11 protein-coding genes are annotated in these 12,479 nt (G+C 39.9%); 3 read left to right on the top strand and 8 right to left on the bottom strand.

Annotation, left to right across the window (positions count from 1 at the left end; all coding sequences use genetic code 11):
- Positions 1-25: 25 nt before the first annotated feature.
- Both tsaB and ACNARN_RS01965 read right to left on the bottom strand, forming a co-directional pair.
- On the bottom strand, positions 26-727 hold the full coding sequence (gene tsaB, locus ACNARN_RS01960; RefSeq protein WP_109372245.1) for a tRNA (adenosine(37)-N6)-threonylcarbamoyltransferase complex dimerization subunit type 1 TsaB: 702 nt from the start codon (positions 725-727) through the stop codon (positions 26-28).
- 92 nt (positions 728-819) lie between these two features.
- Entirely contained in the window at positions 820-2,763 is a 1,944-nt protein-coding gene (locus tag ACNARN_RS01965; RefSeq protein WP_198632165.1) for an ATP-dependent DNA helicase, read from the bottom strand.
- An 85-nt stretch (positions 2,764-2,848) separates the two neighbouring features.
- Between ACNARN_RS01965 and ACNARN_RS01970 the strand changes: the two genes are divergently transcribed.
- Positions 2,849-3,193: a RidA family protein gene (locus ACNARN_RS01970; protein ID WP_109372243.1), complete on the top strand. Its 345-nt coding sequence runs from the start codon at positions 2,849-2,851 to the stop codon at positions 3,191-3,193.
- Positions 3,194-3,331: 138 nt separating this feature from the next.
- Here ACNARN_RS01970 and mdtI read toward each other — a convergent pair whose 3' ends face one another.
- The 3 genes from mdtI to zwf form a co-directional block, all read right to left on the bottom strand.
- The gene (mdtI, locus tag ACNARN_RS01975; RefSeq protein WP_198619995.1) at positions 3,332-3,664 is read right to left on the bottom strand and encodes a multidrug/spermidine efflux SMR transporter subunit MdtI; all 333 of its coding nucleotides are present in this window, start codon (positions 3,662-3,664) and stop codon (positions 3,332-3,334) included.
- A 2-nt stretch (positions 3,665-3,666) separates the two neighbouring features.
- Positions 3,667-4,107 carry a multidrug/spermidine efflux SMR transporter subunit MdtJ gene (mdtJ, locus tag ACNARN_RS01980; protein WP_416304073.1) on the bottom strand — a complete coding sequence of 147 codons (441 nt, stop codon included), beginning with the start codon at positions 4,105-4,107 and terminating at the stop codon, positions 3,667-3,669.
- Between the two features lie 567 nt (positions 4,108-4,674).
- The gene (zwf, locus tag ACNARN_RS01985) at positions 4,675-6,150 is read right to left on the bottom strand and encodes a glucose-6-phosphate dehydrogenase (protein WP_416304074.1); all 1,476 of its coding nucleotides are present in this window, start codon (positions 6,148-6,150) and stop codon (positions 4,675-4,677) included.
- Positions 6,151-6,501: 351 nt separating this feature from the next.
- Here zwf and ACNARN_RS01990 point away from each other — a divergent pair, with 351 nt between their 5' ends.
- Together ACNARN_RS01990 and pyk are read left to right on the top strand one after the other, a co-directional pair.
- The gene (locus ACNARN_RS01990) at positions 6,502-7,344 is read left to right on the top strand and encodes a MurR/RpiR family transcriptional regulator (protein ID WP_099075468.1); all 843 of its coding nucleotides are present in this window, start codon (positions 6,502-6,504) and stop codon (positions 7,342-7,344) included.
- A gap of 231 nt (positions 7,345-7,575) precedes the next feature.
- Entirely contained in the window at positions 7,576-9,018 is a 1,443-nt protein-coding gene (gene pyk / locus ACNARN_RS01995) for a pyruvate kinase (protein WP_088495460.1), read from the top strand.
- Between the two features lie 80 nt (positions 9,019-9,098).
- On the opposite strand, the gene lpxM is transcribed toward pyk, so the two are convergent.
- The 3 genes from lpxM to znuA form a co-directional block, all read right to left on the bottom strand.
- A complete protein-coding gene (gene lpxM, locus ACNARN_RS02000; RefSeq protein ID WP_198619994.1) occupies positions 9,099-10,073 on the bottom strand; it encodes a lauroyl-Kdo(2)-lipid IV(A) myristoyltransferase in 975 nt (324 codons plus the stop codon).
- A gap of 105 nt (positions 10,074-10,178) precedes the next feature.
- Positions 10,179-11,504, bottom strand: a complete 1,326-nt coding sequence (mepM, locus tag ACNARN_RS02005) for a murein DD-endopeptidase MepM (protein WP_109372239.1) — start codon at positions 11,502-11,504, stop codon at positions 10,179-10,181.
- A gap of 12 nt (positions 11,505-11,516) precedes the next feature.
- Entirely contained in the window at positions 11,517-12,461 is a 945-nt protein-coding gene (gene znuA / locus ACNARN_RS02010) for a zinc ABC transporter substrate-binding protein ZnuA (RefSeq protein ID WP_416304075.1), read from the bottom strand.
- Positions 12,462-12,479: the final 18 nt, after the last annotated feature.

Consider the following 12,479-nt stretch of genomic DNA (forward strand, 5'->3'; position numbering starts at 1 on the left):
CGATTTCTAATAGATACTCACAAATCTATTCACGACCGGGCAATTTTTTCCACGTCACTTCATTACGTAAATACACAGGCTCAGCGTCTTCAACTTTGGTTGCTTTACCTTCATGCCAAGCGGTTACAGCAAGGGGTAACATATCTTGTGCAGCAGGTAATGTAATCTCAGTTTCAACAACAGTGAAAGACAACGCTTTTTTTAAATCAGGATAAGCTTGCCAGCCTGTACCTGCCATTGCCCATGTTCCTGTTGTTGATTGTAATGCTTCAATAAACTGCTCAGGTTTCATCACCGCTTCAGTGTCTTCCCCCACCCAAGCACCTGCATCATTACGCTGATATTGAGCGCAATAGATTTCACCCATACGCGCATCGATTGCCACGAGAACTTGTTTAATACCCGTTGTTCTAAAGACACCTTCAGCCATTGTGGCAAGTGATGAAATACCAATCATGGGCAACTCAGCACCTAACGCAATACCTTGTGCAACACCAACACCAATACGAACGCCAGTAAAGCTCCCTGGGCCTCGTCCAAAAGCAAGTGCATCTAATGATTGCAATGTGATGTTTGCTTCTTCTAAGGCGCTTTTCACCATAGGTAAAATCTTTTGTGTATGTTCACGAGGTGAGATTTCAAAACGTGAAGCAACAACGCCTTCATTCCAAACTGCAACTGAACAAGATTCTGTTGCAGTATCAATTGCTAAAATTCGCAGTGACACGCCATAACTCCGGCAAATTCGATAATTAAAAGAGGAATAATAATATCATAATAGTGTTCAACAGAATAAACACACATTCTGTGCGATCGCTATTATGAATCCGATATTTCTTGTATTTCATTCTGCTGTGCGCGTTGGCTCAAAAATTTCATTGTTTTTTCGAGTGAACGCGTTCGTGGTGATGGTGGCAGACTACTTAAAAAAACCTCGCCATATGCACGAGAAACCAATCTATCATCACAAACTATAATTGCACCATAATCGTGTACATCACGAATTAATCGCCCGACACCTTGTTTTAAACTAATAACAGCATCAGGAATTTGGACATCTTTAAAGGCATCTCCGCCCCGCAACTCACAATCTTCAATACGTGCTCTTAATAAAGGATCATCAGGTGCTGTAAAGGGTAATTTATCAATAATCACACAAGACAATGTATCTCCACGCACATCAACACCTTCCCAAAAACTTTGAGTCGCCACTAAAAGCGCATTTCCTGATGAGATAAATTTTTGCAGTAATTGCGTTTTACTCATCTCTCCTTGCATCAATACGGGTAATGGCAAACTGGCTTTGAATTCTTCGGCAAGTCCACGCATCATGGCATGTGAAGTACAGAGGAAAAAACAGCGACCTTGGTTTTTTAAAATAACAGGCGTGAGCATAGTGGCTAAACGTTTCGCCGTATAAGATTGATTTAATGGTGGCAAATAACGTGGTACACAGAGTAATGTCTGATGTTGATAATCAAACGGACTGTTTAAAATCAGTGTTGTCGCATTTTCTAAACCGAGCCTGTCTGTGTAATAAGACATCTGTTCATTTACAGAAAGTGTTGCAGAGGTAAACACCCAACTACTTTTATGTGATTTGATAAGCTCACGAAATTTATCGGCCACAGAAAGTGGCGTAATGGCCAGTAAAAAATGGCGACCATAACTTTCAAACCAGTAGCTATAACCCGGAATTGTGGTATCCATCAGGCGTTTTAAGCGATTGCGATAAACGGTGGCGCGTTCAAAAGCACTATCAAGTAATTGGCTTCGCCCTAACGAAAGTTTCATTACGTCATAGCTCAGTTCTAAGGCATCATCCAGTAACGTAAGAAAACGTTTTGTTTCACCACCTTGCAATAGCTCACGTAAATTTCCACGATACCCCGTATCACCTAACGCTAAGCGAAAATCCATCACCATTTGCGTTAATCTATCAGCGCTTTTTTGCAACTGAACTTGATCACGGACTTCTGTGCGATAAGCAACTGTCATGTCTCTGGCGAGATCAAAAAGCTGTCTACTGGTAAGTTGTTGACCAAAATAGTGACTAGCGATATCTGGAATTTGATGGGCTTCATCAAAGATCATAATTTCAGCTTCCGGAATTAGCTCACCAAAACCAGTATCTTTAACGACAGTATCCGCCATAAATAAATGGTGATTAACCACCACAATATCCGCATCCATTGCTTTTTTACGTGCACTTAAAACATAACACTCTTTATAGCGAGGGCAATCACTGCCTAAACAGTTATCGTTAGTACTTGTGACTAAAGGCCAAACACGACTGTCTTCAGCCACGCTATGACAACGGCTCACATCACCATCTTCTGTCTGCGTTGACCATTGACGCACATACATTACATCAGACAAAACTTCGGCCTCGAGATCACCACCACTCAGCATTTGTTGATCAAGTCTTTCCAAGCAGAGATAGTTAGAACGCCCTTTTAATAACGCCGTATTACCATCATAATTAATCGCTTCAATGATCGTGGGTAAATCTCGACTATATAATTGATCTTGCAAGGCTTTAGAGCCTGTTGAGATAATCGTTTTTTTACCCGAACGCAACGCGGGCACAAGATAAGCATACGTTTTTCCTGTCCCTGTACCCGCTTCAGCGATAAGTACACCTTGCTTATCAATAGTTTCCTCTATTGATTTCGCCATTTGTCGTTGAGCTTCACGGGGATGAAATCCTGGAATAGTTCGGGTTAAAATCCCGTTTTCTGCAAAATCGTCTGACACAGGCATACTCTTTTTATAAAATAAGACGTAAATTATGCCAGTGGATAACCAAAAGTACCACCTATGCCGTTAATACAAAGGAGAACTCATAATGACAATTAAACGTATCGACCCTGAAGATCGCTGGTCTGAAGCTGTTATTCATAACGACACAATTTATTACACTGCGGTGCCAGAAAATTTATCGGGCGATATTATTGAACAAACAGCAAACACATTAGCGGCAATTGACGTTTTGTTACAACGTGTAGGTTCTGATAAAACTAAAATTCTTGATGCAACAATTTTTTTAGCTAATAAAGAGGATTTTGCAGGAATGAATCAAGCGTGGGATGCATGGGTTGCCAAAGGTAGCGCACCAGTGCGTTGTACTGTACAAGCACAATTAATGCACCCTGAATATAAAGTTGAAATTAAGATTATTGCGGCTATGTAAATAGGTATTATTTATTGACCTGTTACGTTTATATAAAAAAGCTGAATTCATAAGAACTCAGCTTTTTAATGTCACTTATTTGCTGTAATAATTAGATTTTTTGTTTTATCAATATCTCATTTATTAAGTTAATTAGATTTAGGCAAATTTAATCATTATCATACCAACCAGTAATAATATAATTCCGCCCCATCCTTTATAATTGAGTCGTTGATTAAATAAGATCCAACCCGCGGCAATGGTTGCAATAATTCCGAATGCTCCCCAAAGTGCATAAGCAACAGAAAGCTCTATCCCTTTGACTGCCATTGCCAGTGCACTAAAGGCACCTAATACACAAAACAGTGATAATATTCCTAATCCCATTCGGCTAAAACCGTTAGACATTTTTAAGAATATATTCGCGACAATCTCGAGCACTACGGCAAGTATCAGAAACGCACCATGCCACCATTCAAATTGAGCTAACATAATTAAGCCTCCTTAATATTGGCAGGAATTGGCTTATTCGCTCCTTTTACAGCACTGGCAACGTACTTGGCTTTACCGGCAATACTTTTTACCGATTCTGTTGTTTTCTTAGCAACAGCCGATTTTTTAGTACCTGATTTTATAAGCGTGATCCCTGCAATTAACATTGCTAGACCACCTAATTTTAATGGTGAAAGTGATTCACCAAACCACAGAACGCTGAATGTCGTAATAATGACAATTCCAATACCTTCCCACAGTGCATATGCTACACCTAATGCCACTTTTTTAACGGCTATGGCTAAAAAGATATAGGAAGTGGCAATCATTAACCACATCACTATCATACCGGTGTAACCACCGCTTACACTGGCGTACTTCATCGATAAAGTACCGATAACTTCACAAACAATAGCTAATGCTAAAAATATCCAATAAATCATTTTTTCATCTCTCATACACATTTGAAATACGCCGAAACGTTTCTTGCGCAGAAGATAGAGAATATGTAGATAGTCTTTCTGGCGGCAATAGTAGCCAAACGTTAAGGCAACGTCATTTCCTGATAACTCAGGAATTAAGATGAGAGATTTCTATAATGCGCCACACCAGTAGTGTTCGCTGGATAAAATAGCAGAAAGGAATAACTTATAGGTAGAACGTTTAACTTTGACGCTTTTGGCGCTAGTCATGATTATTTATTCTTTCATCGCACAGACCATCCGCACGATATACTCCGAACCCTCATATAAGATGGTTAAATGTTACATGATATTTCTATCACGCCAAATTATTTAAAGCAATGCTTTTGAGGAAAATTTTTTAGTTAATTGGTTGGTTTTGTTTAAGTTTTAATTTCCAACTTAAATTAGATTGCATAGTTAATCAGTAGTTTTACGATCCTTCAGCGGTTTTATTCATCTAAAGCGCTGTATCTATGCTTAGAGGTAAAAAATACCCAGCAAAGCTGGGTATCTTAATCGTCGAATAAACAATAAAGACATTATTGATTATTCAATTTCATTCCAAGAACGACCATCACGGGTGATCATTGCAACAGATGCAACAGGCCCCCATGTACCAGCTTGATAGGGTTTAGGTAGCTCATTATCGCATTCCCATGCATTGATAATTGAATCAACCCATTTCCATGCTTCTTCCACTTCGTCACGACGCACGAATAGCGCTTGAATGCCACGCATGGCTTCTAACAATAAACGCTCATAAGCATCCGCTAAATGCGTTTGGTTGAATGTTTCAGAGAAACTCAAGTCCAGCTTAGTTGTTTGTAAACGGTGTTTATGATCAAGACCAGGTGCTTTGTTTAGCACTTCAATATCGATACCTTCATCTGGCTGTAAACGGATAGTCAGCTTATTTTGAGGTAACTCTTGATAAGTCTCACTGAAAATATTCAGCGCAGGCTTTTTAAAATAAACCACAACTTCTGAACATTTACTTGGTAGGCGTTTACCTGTTCTTAAATAGAACGGAACACCTGCCCAACGCCAGTTATCGATATCAGCGCGGATTGCCACAAATGTTTCTGTATTGCTGGTTTTATTGGCACCTTCTTCATCAAGATAACCAGGTACTTTTTGACCTTGTACAAAACCACCCGTATATTGTCCACGAACTGTTTTTTCGCGAATATTTGTGTTATCAATACGACGCAGTGAACGTAAAACTTTCACTTTTTCTTGACGAATACTGTCAGCTGTTAAGTCAGCTGGCGGTGACATTGCAATCATAGTCAGGATTTGTAATAGGTGATTTTGCACCATATCTCGCATTTGACCTGCTTGATCGAAGTATCCCCAACGCCCTTCAATGCCCACTTCTTCTGCAACCGTAATTTGGACATGATCAATCGTTTTATTGTCCCAGTTGTTAACAAACAGTGAGTTTGCAAAGCGCAATGCTAATAGGTTTAAAACGGTTTCTTTACCTAAATAGTGGTCAATACGATAAATTTGAGTCTCTTTAAAGTATTTCGCCACGCTATCGTTAATAGAAACAGAAGACGCTAAATCTGTCCCTAATGGTTTTTCCATTACGACACGATTAGGCTCTTTATTTAATTTTGCATGACCTAGTCCCTGACACATTGCGCTAAAGGTACTTGGAGGCATAGCAAAATAATAGATAGCGGGTAATTTATCTTGTTTTAGATGCTTTGATAACTCAATGAAATGGTCGGTTTCATTAACATCAAGATTACAAAAATCTAAGCGATCACTTAAACGCTGCCAAATTTCAGGGTTAATTTCTTCTTTTAAAAAGGTTTTTAACGCTTCATGAGCGACATTTTTATATGCCTCAACATCCCAATCAGCACGACCGACACCAATAATGCGAGAGTCAGGGTGAATATATCCTGCTTTCTCCAATTGATATAATGATGGAATGAGCTTACGGCGTGCTAGATCCCCTTTCGTACCGAAGATAACCAGATCACAGGCCTGAGCAGTCGATATCGCTGCCATAGAACGTCTCCTCATGATGAGATTTTGTAATTTTGTTACAGAATTTTGTATTAATGTACTCTTTTGGATGTATTCAGTAAATACACTTGCACATATTAGTCTTTAACTTACCACACATATTGTAATGCTTCATTTTATGCCTAGCGTTTTATCCTTTCTTGTAACTTTACAACAGTTTTGTTTCTTGTTTTCAGCTTTGAAAGTTAGACACACGTCATACTTTAACGAAAAAAGCCCTGTTTACCGATGGTTTACACTGCAAGCCTTGTTCTTTGCGTAGTATATTTTCATAAAACCGTTATAGATTTCTCCTTTTATTGAAATTGGCAAAGCCAAGGATCTGTATATTTAATGAATATATTGGAAAGGGTTCAGTCTAATCTGGACATCTTGAGTAAATCAGAAAAAAAAGTCGCAGAGGCTGTTTTAACTGCGCCACAAACAGTTATCCATTCAAGCATTGCCTTAATGGCTAAAACGGCTGATGTCAGTGAGCCGACTGTTAATCGATTTTGCCGACGTATGGCAACAAAAGGATTTCCTGATTTCAAATTACAATTAGCACAAAGCATTGCCAACGGTACGCCTTATGTAAATCGTAATATTGATGATTCCGATACAGTCTCTTCTTATACCAATAAAATTTTTGAATCAGCAATGGCAGGACTTGAAAACGTTAAAAACAATATTGATATCGCAGCGATCAATCGTGCAGTTGATATTTTGACGCAAGCTAAAAAAATCTCTTTTTTTGGTTTAGGTGCATCAGCAGCCGTTGCTCACGATGCCATGAATAAGTTTTCTCGTTTTAATATTCCTGTCACTTATTTTGATGATGTTGTTATGCAACGTATGAGTTGCATAAATAGTACTGATGGTGATGTGGTCGTTATTATTTCACATACAGGACGTACTAAAAATTTAGTTGAAATTGCCAAAATCGCACGCGAAAACGATGCAGCGGTTATTGCTATTACAACTCCGGGCTCTCTTTTAGCCTCTGAAGCAACCCTTCCCATCTTGCTTGATGTGCCTGAAGATACTGATATCTACATGCCAATGATCTCCCGCCTTGCACAACTCACTATTATTGATGTTCTTGCAACAGGATTTATTTTACGCCGAGGACCAAAATTCAGAGATAACTTGAAGCGCGTCAAAGAAGCTTTACGTGATTCACGGTTTGATAAGTAACCGTTTTTAATTATTCTGTTAGTATAGTCACACTTCCAATTGTGCCCCTGACTAGATAAGTTTTTGAAAAATGGTAGCATATCTGCGAGCTAACTCTCGCATATAATGAAAACAGTAGTGTATGTTGCAATTAGCTTGAAGCGTTTCACTTAACATATTGGGTAAAACACAGTCTAATTTCTGTTTTATCCAATTGCCAACACCTTTCGTTCAAGGTCAACGGAGTAATACATGTCCAGACGGCTCAGAAGAACAAAAATTGTTACCACCTTAGGCCCAGCAACAGATCGTGATAATAACTTAGAAAAAATTATTATTGCTGGCGCGAATGTTGTTCGATTAAATTTCTCTCATGGTTCTGCGGAAGATCATCTTGCTCGTGCTAATCGTACGCGTGAAATTGCAGCAAGATTAGGTCGCCATGTTGCTATTCTCGGGGATTTACAAGGCCCTAAAATCCGTGTATCTACCTTTAAAGACGGAAAAGTTTTCCTGAATGTCGGTGATAAATTCTTGCTTGATGCGGCGCTAGAAAAAGGCGAAGGCAATCAAAATCAAGTGGGTATTGATTATAAAGGCTTACCAGCCGATGTGGTTCCAGGCGATATTTTACTTCTTGATGATGGTCGCGTTCAGTTAAAAGTCCTTAAAGTGGATGGTTTAAAAGTCTTTACTGAAGTGACTGTGGGCGGTCCTTTATCTAACAATAAAGGGATTAACAAACTGGGTGGTGGTCTCTCCGCTGATGCGTTAACAGAAAAAGATAAGCAAGATATCATCACTGCTGCAAAAATTGGTGTTGATTACCTTGCCGTTTCATTCCCAAGAACTGGCGAAGATCTTAACCTTGCCCGCCGTTTAGCCCGTGATGCTGGCTGTGAATGCCAAATTGTTTCAAAAGTAGAACGAGCTGAAGCGGTTGCTAATGATGAAATCATTGATGAAATCATTCTAGCTTCAGATGTGGTGATGGTTGCTCGTGGCGATTTAGGCGTTGAAATTGGTGATCCTGAGTTGGTTGGCGTACAGAAAAAATTAATTCGTCGTGCTCGTCAGCTTAATCGTGTCGTTATCACTGCGACTCAAATGATGGAGTCCATGATAACAAATCCAATGCCAACTCGTGCCGAAGTAATGGACGTTGCTAACGCCGTATTGGATGGTACTGATGCTGTTATGCTTTCAGCAGAAACAGCTGCTGGACAATATCCAGCAGAAACAGTCGCTTCAATGGCGCAAGTCTGCTTAGGTGCTGAGAAAATGCCAGCTGCCAATGTTTCTAAGCACCGTTTAGATATGGTGTTTGATACAGTGGAAGAAGCCATTGCAATGTCTACAATGTATGCAGCTAACCATATGAAAGGCGTTAATGCGATTATTGCGATGACTGAATCAGGTCGTACTGCACGCATGATGTCTCGTATCAGTACAGGCTTACCTATTTTCTCAATGTCTCGTCATGAGAAAACATTGAATCAGACTGCACTTTATCGTGGCGTAACCCCCGTTTATTGCAGTACTCACACTGACGGTATTGCCGCTGCTAATGAAGCAATTGGTCGTTTGCGCGATAAAGGTTTCTTAGTTTCAGGTGATTTAGTGCTAGTCACTCAAGGTGACCAAATGGGCACAGTCGGTAGCACCAATACATGCCGTATTTTGACTGTTGAATAACTCAGAGTCTTAAATATTAATAACAAAATGGGCACTTTATTAAGTGCCCATTTTTTATTTGGTTATTTCTTGTGCAAGAACTAGTCTAGGATATTCTCACGTGCATAAGGCTCTATTTCACCCTCTTTACGTGTCTTAAGTAATTTTAAGATCCACGTATATTGCTCTGGCGTTGGTGTCACTAGTGCTTCTAACTCTTCATTCATTCTGCGTGCAATGTACGCATCATCTTTATCTTCAATATCATCCATTGGTTCACGAACAATAATACTAAGCTGATGTGTTTTATGACAATACACTGGGAACAACGGTACGATAGCAGCTCGGCATACTTTCATTAACCGCCCAATCGCGGGTAATGTCGCTTTATAAGTACCGAAAAAATCGACAAATTGGCTATGCTCTGCACCGTGATCTTGGTCGGGCAGATAATAGCCCCAGTAACCTTGTCGCACAGAAGAAATAAAAGGCTTAATACCTGCTTCGCGTGAATGTAATCGACCATCAAAATGATGACGTGCTTTATTCCATAAATAATCAGCAACAGGATCTTTTTGGTGGTGAAACATCGCGGCCATCTTCTGACCTGTTGATGCTAATAGCATTGCAGGGATATCAACTGCCCAGCCATGAGGCACCATAAAAATGACATTACGGCCTTGCGCTTTAAAACGCTCAATAATTTCTAGCCCCTGCCAAGATGTGCGTTTTAATATACGCTCAGGGCCTCTTAAACAAAGCTCTGCTAACATCACAAAGGATTGGGGGGCAGTTTCAAACATACTGTCGAGTACATTTTCACGTTGCGTTTTATTCCATGTTGGAAAACAGTATCTCAAGTTGATATCTGCACGACGTCTTGCGCTTTTCGCTTTACGTCCAACAAAACGGCCAATAGAAGCAAGAAAGGGATCACGCCATTTTACTGGCATATAAGCCAATACACTTAATACACCTGCACCTAGCCAAGTTCCCCAATGACGAGGATGCAAATACGCACGGTGAAAAGTGGGCACATAACCCGCTTTGCTATCTGTATCTTTTTCTTTATTCATCAGATAATTCTCTGAATTGATACCCCTAATAGGCGTAAAAAACATTAAAACAAAAACGGATGATATCAATCATCCGCTTTTATGTCTTTAAAATCGTGTTTATTGTCAATCGGCTAGCACTAACTGAGGTTTAATCTCTTTTACTTTAGCAAGATATTCTTGTTTATCTTTACCTGTTAAACCGTCAGCGCGAGGCAATGTTGCCGTTAATGGATTGACTGCTTGTTGGTTGATCCACATTTCATAATGTAAATGAGGCCCCGTAGAACGCCCTGTATTTCCTGATAACGCAATTCTATCGCCACGCTTAACACGCTGTCCTGGTTTTACCAATAATTGACGTAAGTGCATATAACGTGTTGTGTATTGGCTACCATGACGAATAGCGATAAAGTTACCTGCAGCACCACTGTATTTAGCCACAATAACTTCACCATCTCCTGTTGCTAATACTGGAGTACCTACTGGCATCGCAAAATCAACACCTTTATGTGCAGCTAAACGCCCCGTAACAGGGTTAATACGACGAGGGTTAAATTGAGAGGAAACTCTAAATTGCTTCACAGTTGGGAAACGCATAAATCCACGTTCTAATCCACCCGCTTGGCTATCGTAGAAACGACCATCTTCAGCAAGGAACGCATAATAATCTTTACCCGCACTACGTAAACGGACACCAACTAGCTCACTTTGCTCGGTACGCCCATCAAGCACTTCACGAGAAAATAGTGCCGCAAATTGGTCACCACTTTGTAATTTTTTAAAGTCCACTTGCCACTGTAATGCTTTGGTAACGGCGCGTGCTTCAGCATTGGTTAAACCTGCATTTGTTGCACTGACAGAAAAACTCCCACGAATAACACCTGTGGTTACACTGTTCTTCCATTCACCTTTTTGAAACTCTTTTGTTTCTTTAAAACCCGTTTCGGTACGGGTATAAACGCGAGTTTCGCGACGAGAAACACCCCAGCTTAATTCTTGAAGCAATCCATTATCATCAAGTTCCCAGCTAATAGGTTGCCCTATTTTGAGGTTTCTAAGATCTTTATTTTGATTAGAGATAGTCGCGATATCCGCAGAATCAATACCAAACTGAGTCAGAATTGAACTTAATGAATCGCCACTAGAAACAATATAAGTATGGGGAACTTGCGCAACCGCAGTGCTTGTATCAGTGCCATCATCAGTATCAACTAATCCTTCATTGGTAAGCTGATCACTACTATCAGTGATAATGTCATCGGTATTTTCGCCTTGATTGGCAAGAGGCATTTGAATGCTGACTGGAACTTCTCGGCTTTGCTCATTTTGAAGTACCACAGGCCGCCAAATTGCGACGGCCAAGGTTGCTGCAGTTAACGAACCAAGCATGATCTTATGTGGGAGTGGTAAACTTAAATATACCTGTGCAATGGATTTCTTCTGCTGCACGCTCTTAATTCCTTATTGTGTTTCATTCAGGCAGCTCGCATATTGGTTAGCTAGTTGGGTAAGGAATTTTACATAGCTCTCTTGAGTTAGAGCAATCCCACTTCCTAGGGGGTCTAATACACCCATTTTAACCCCAGTGCCTTTCGCCACTGTTTCTATTACTGTCGGCCTAAATTGTGGCTCAGCAAAAATGCAGGTTGCTTTTTGCTCAACCAACTGTGTTCGTATTTGATGTAATTTCTGCGCACCTGGCTGTATTTCAGGGTTGATCGTAAAATGACCTAACGGCTTTAAATTATAATGTTTTTCGAAGTAGCCATAAGCATCATGAAAGACAAAATAACCCTTATTTCTCACAGGCGACAGAATATTAACAAGATTCTTATCAGTTTGCTTGAGTTGTTCGCTGAATTTACCTAGGTTTACGTCCAGAAGTTCTTTTTTATCTGGATAGAGTGTAATTAACCTTTGGTGGATCTGTTTTGCAGACGACAACGCAATTTCTGGTGATAACCAGATGTGCATATTATAATCACCGTGAGAATGATGTTCGTGATTTTCCTCATGTTTATGCACATTGTCATCATCATCTTTCAATAAAAGTGACTTTATTTCGTCAGTTTCCGCTAAAGCCAACTTATGATTGTCAGTAAGTCTGTTTAATGGCTTATCTAAAAATACTTCCATATCAGGCCCCACCCATACCATCAGGTCTGCGGAAGTAATTTTTTTCAAATCAGAGGGTTTTAATGCATAATCGTGTGGAGATGCCCCATCTGGTAATAAAACCTCCGTTGGTGTTACTCCATCAGCGATAGCCGCAGCAATAAATCCTAGTGGTTTGATGGAAACGACAACATCAGCCTGCACCGAAGCACTGAATGAGCTTATCATCGCTGTCGCTAAAAATGATTTCAATAAAAAACGATGCGCAAATTTGTTGTTTTTATGTAACATAGGAAGAATTCTCGTGAA

It is taken from the genome of Proteus sp. TSJ240517 (assembly GCF_047921575.1).
Taxonomy (GTDB): Bacteria; Pseudomonadota; Gammaproteobacteria; order Enterobacterales; family Enterobacteriaceae; genus Proteus.

What these genes read in the sequence shown, in the direction of transcription:
- ACNARN_RS01965 (WP_198632165.1), bottom strand. Translation starts at nt 2,763, where the DNA reads ATGCCTGTGTCAGACGATTTTGCAGAAAACGGGATTTTAACCCGAACT.
- ACNARN_RS01970 (WP_109372243.1), top strand. Translation starts at nt 2,849, where the DNA reads ATGACAATTAAACGTATCGACCCTGAAGATCGCTGGTCTGAAGCTGTT.
- mdtI (WP_198619995.1), bottom strand. Translation starts at nt 3,664, where the DNA reads ATGTTAGCTCAATTTGAATGGTGGCATGGTGCGTTTCTGATACTTGCC.
- mdtJ (WP_416304073.1), bottom strand. Translation starts at nt 4,107, where the DNA reads ATGATTTATTGGATATTTTTAGCATTAGCTATTGTTTGTGAAGTTATC.
- zwf (WP_416304074.1), bottom strand. Translation starts at nt 6,150, where the DNA reads ATGGCAGCGATATCGACTGCTCAGGCCTGTGATCTGGTTATCTTCGGT.
- ACNARN_RS01990 (WP_099075468.1), top strand. Translation starts at nt 6,502, where the DNA reads ATGAATATATTGGAAAGGGTTCAGTCTAATCTGGACATCTTGAGTAAA.
- pyk (WP_088495460.1), top strand. Translation starts at nt 7,576, where the DNA reads ATGTCCAGACGGCTCAGAAGAACAAAAATTGTTACCACCTTAGGCCCA.
- lpxM (WP_198619994.1), bottom strand. Translation starts at nt 10,073, where the DNA reads ATGAATAAAGAAAAAGATACAGATAGCAAAGCGGGTTATGTGCCCACT.
- znuA (WP_416304075.1), bottom strand. Translation starts at nt 12,461, where the DNA reads ATGTTACATAAAAACAACAAATTTGCGCATCGTTTTTTATTGAAATCA.